Source organism: Kitasatospora sp. NPDC057512, from assembly GCF_042802135.1.
Taxonomy (GTDB): domain Bacteria; phylum Actinomycetota; class Actinomycetes; order Streptomycetales; family Streptomycetaceae; genus Kitasatospora.
Genome location: NZ_JBHVET010000783.1, coordinates 1 through 3744, shown reverse-complemented (window position 1 = coordinate 3744; position 3744 = coordinate 1). Strand labels below are relative to the sequence as shown.

The window sequence follows — 3744 nt, the reverse complement described above, 5'->3', positions numbered from 1 at the left end:
GGACTAATAATCCCCTGGTCCGGCGTTCAGCGCTCGATCGGCTTCGCGCCGGTGGCCTGCGCCAGCAGCGCCCCGTACACCTCCGGGTCGGTGGTGTGCTCGCCGAGCCGTACGGTCTTGCGGGTGCCGTGGTAGTCGCTGGAGCCGGTGACCAGCAGGCCGAGCTCGCCGGCCAGGCCGCGCAGCCGCTCCCTGGTCTCCTCGTCGTGGTCGGTGTGGTCGACCTCCAGCCCGGCCAGTCCGGCCGCCGCGAGGTCGGCGATCACCTGGTCGGAGACCGTCCGGCCGCGCTTGACCGCGCCCGGGTGGGCGAACACCGGCACCCCGCCGGCCGCCCGGACCAGCCGGACCGCCGCGACCGGGTCGGTCTCGTGCTTGCGGACGTCCGCCCGCCCGCCGTTGGCCAGCCAGTCGGCGGTGAAGGCGTCCGAGACGGAGGCCACCACGCCCGCCTCGACCAGCGCGCTGGCGATGTGCGGCCGGCCGACCGAGCCGGCCCCGGCGATCCGCCGCACCTGCTCCCAGCTGATCTCCGCGCCGAGCTCCCGGCAGCGCTCCACGATCGCCCGCCCGCGCCGGAACCGGTCGGTGCGCACCAGGTCCCGCTCGCGCGCGAACTCCGGCTCCTCGGGGTCGAACAGGTACGCCAGCAGGTGCAGGCTGATGCCGTCCACGGCGCAGGACAGCTCGGCGCCCGGGACGACGGTCAGCCGGCTGCCCGCGGGCAGTGCGCGTACCGCCCCGGCGGCCTCGGCGTGGCCGGCCACGGTGTCGTGGTCGGTCAGCGCCACCACGTCGAGGCCCGCGGCGACGGCCGCCGCGACCAGCTCGGCCGGGCTGTCGGTGCCGTCGGAGGCGTTGCTGTGGGCGTGCAGGTCGATGCGCACGGATCGGACTCCTGGGGGCTCGTGGGTGCCGCCCAGGATAGGCCAGCGCTCAGCCGAGGAGCCGGGGGGAGAGCGCCCCGCAGGGGAGCAGGTCCAGTTCGGCGCCGGCCTCGCGCAGGTCGGTCAGCACCAGCTCGTCGTACATCACCAGCGCGGACTGCTCGGGCCAGGCGACCGCCCAGAGCCAGAGCCCGCGGGCCTCGCCGACGAACACCGCGCGGTCGGCCGGGGCGTCCGGGACGTGGAACATCGGGGTGGGCCGCCCGGCGGCCAGCAGCTTGGCGTCGGCGGGCTTGTAGAGGCCGACGGAGTCGCCCGGGTCGGGCCCGGACAGGCCCGCGTAGCGGGCGCCGAGGCCGACCCCCAGCTCCTCGGCGACCAGCACCAGCTCGCCGAAGCCGCCGAGCGGCGCGGGCCCGGAGCAGGCGACGGCGGTGGCCCGGGCGCCCGAGACGTCGTCGCCGACGTGCGCGATGCCGGTGTAGAGCCAGCCGACCGGGAGCGGCCAGGGCAGCCAGACCGGGACCTGGGAGCGGGCGACGGCGACGCCGAGGGCCTCCACACTCGGGGGCAGCACGGGCTGCATCGGGTGCACGGCTCCGTGCCGGTCGCACTGCCAGGTGTCTGAGAACAGACCGGGGGCGCGGACCCGACCGGCGCACCTCGGGCAGCTGGGCTCGCCCCTCATAGCCGTCAACGCTCCTCCCTCCGGACCGCCGCGTCAAGGACGATCACCCGTACGGAGGGCTCGGCGGCACCTGTCGGTGGCGGGCGCCCGGACCGGCGCCGGGTGGGCGTGGCACGGGCGGTTCCCGTTGGGGGATGTCCCGTCCCGGGCGGCGGCAAACGTCCGGGGTTCCGACCCCGGAAACACTGACGCCCCGTCATCGGCGAATGCGGTGACGGGGCGTCAGTCGGGTATCGGAACGTCCGGATCGGACGCTCCCGGCTCGTCGGCGGCGGGTGGGGCCTCCCGGTCGGAGGCGCCGCGCCGGGTCAGACGGTCGGGCACGGACGGATGAGCAGGCGCTCGCCGGTGCGGGCGGCGGCCTGGACGACCTCGCGCACGGTGGCGGCGTCGGCGATCTGGCGGTCGGCGGCGGAGCCGTTGGTCTCGTCGAGTCGGACGATCTCGAAGCGCATGGTCTTCGTCATGGGCGTCTCCTTTCCTGGCCCCGCGGGGCGGGGCGGGGGCGGCTGAGTCGGTATCAGCTCTCTCGGGGTCTTGCGGATCCGGAGGTGAGGCCGGATCGGGCGGGTCGTCGCGCGTGTGGCGGTCTGCTGCGGCAAGGGCTCCCCCTGCTTGCCTGGTGCGTCCAGTGCCTCGTGCACCACGGTGTCGTGGCGGTGCTACCGGGCCGTTGCCCGTCCGTAACGTCCAGGTTTCGGGTGATTGGCGCCGCGCCGGAGGCCGGCGATGATTCCCGGACAGAATCAAAGATTACCGTAACTAACGAATTTTGTCCTGTGTTGAAGCCGATCGAACTTGAAGAAGTGGTACAGACCACTTTTGGCGGACCGGGGGAACCGGCGCGGCCCCGACCGCGTCGGTCAGGCCCAGAACGCGGCCAGCGCCCCGGCCGTGGCGGCCGGCTGCTCGGCGTTGGGGGAGTGGCCGGCGTCCGCGACCACCACCCGGCGGGCACCCAGGCGCTCGGCCATCGCGGTCTGCTCCGGGACCGGCCAGGCGTGGTCCCGCACCCCGGACAGCACCAGCACCGGCAGCCCGGCGGTGGCGGCGGCCAGCTCGGCCACCCGGTCCGGTGCGGCCACCAGGTGAGCGCCGGTGACGGACAGCGCCCGCGGCACGTTGGCCAGCCAGCGGCGGTGCAGGAACTCCGCCACGGCCGGCTCCGGGACCGGCCGCGGCTGCCCGCTCTCCGCCTCCAGCTGCCGCATGACCTGCCAGATCTGCTCCAGGTCCATCCCCCGCAGGGCGTCCAGCAGCAGCCCGGTGCGGACCGCCTCGGCCGGGTCGATCGCGCCCGGGCCGGTGGACACCAGGGTCAGCGACCGCCAGGGCAGCGGGCCCTCCGCGGCCGCGGCGAGCACCGCCTCGCGCACCACCTGGCCGCCGAAGGAGTGCCCCAGCAGGTGCGGCGGGGCGCCCTCGGCCTCGGCCGCCAGCACCGCGGTGAGGGCCCGTACGTCCGCGCCGAGCGCCTCGACGGCGTACGCCGCCGGATCGTCCGGACCGCCGGTCTGGTACTGCCCGCGCTGGTCCACGGCCGTCACCCGGTACCCGGCGGCCGCCAGCGGCTCCAGCAGCGCGATGAAGTCCTCCTTGCTGCCGGTGAACCCCGGCACCAGCAGCGCCGAGCCGCGCACCGGCCCGGACGGCTCCGCCCGCAGCGCCGCGAACTCCCCGCGCCCGGTCACCAGCCGCTCGGCCCGCGCGCACCCGGGCAGCGTCAGAAACGGCGGCGTGCTCATGGGCTGCTCTCCCTGCTCGTCCTGTCGGCGCTCCCCGACGCCCAGAGCTTAGGAGGTGGGCGGAAACGCCCGAGGGGGCGGGCCGGGCCGGGTGGCCTGGCCCGCCCCCTCGGGGGAGACACGGGGGTGTCAGCTCTCCGGGGTGGCCTCCACCGGCGCGGCCGCCTTGCGGGTGCGGGTGCGCTTGCGCGGAGCCGGGACCTCGGTGGCGGCCTCAGCGGCCGGGGCCTCCGGGGCGGTCTCGGCGACGGCCTTCGGCTTGCGGGCGCGGGTGGCCTTCTTGGCCGGGGCGGGAGCCTCGGCGGCGGCCTCGGCGACCGGAGCCGCCTCGACGGCCTCGGCCTTCGGCTTCCGGGCGCGGGTGGCCTTCTTCACCGGGGCCGGAGCCTCGGTGGCCTCGGCGGCCGGGGCGGCGGCCTCGACG

The 3744-nt window shown here is 76.1% G+C and carries 4 protein-coding genes and 1 pseudogene; all 5 read right to left on the bottom strand.

Annotation, left to right across the window (positions count from 1 at the left end):
- Positions 1–26: 26 nt before the first annotated feature.
- Positions 27–887 carry a PHP domain-containing protein gene (locus ACFU6K_RS33660; protein ID WP_380669568.1) on the bottom strand — a complete coding sequence of 287 codons (861 nt, stop codon included), beginning with the start codon at positions 885–887 and terminating at the stop codon, positions 27–29.
- A gap of 49 nt (positions 888–936) precedes the next feature.
- A complete protein-coding gene (locus tag ACFU6K_RS33655; protein ID WP_063780222.1) occupies positions 937–1575 on the bottom strand; it encodes a DUF6758 family protein in 639 nt (212 codons plus the stop codon).
- Between the two features lie 308 nt (positions 1576–1883).
- Entirely contained in the window at positions 1884–2042 is a 159-nt protein-coding gene (locus tag ACFU6K_RS33650; protein WP_158077673.1) for a hypothetical protein, read from the bottom strand.
- Between the two features lie 396 nt (positions 2043–2438).
- On the bottom strand, positions 2439–3320 hold the full coding sequence (locus tag ACFU6K_RS33645; RefSeq protein ID WP_380669565.1) for an alpha/beta fold hydrolase: 882 nt from the start codon (positions 3318–3320) through the stop codon (positions 2439–2441).
- 129 nt (positions 3321–3449) lie between these two features.
- Positions 3450–3744, bottom strand: a pseudogene (locus ACFU6K_RS33640) (hypothetical protein); the annotation flags it as partial.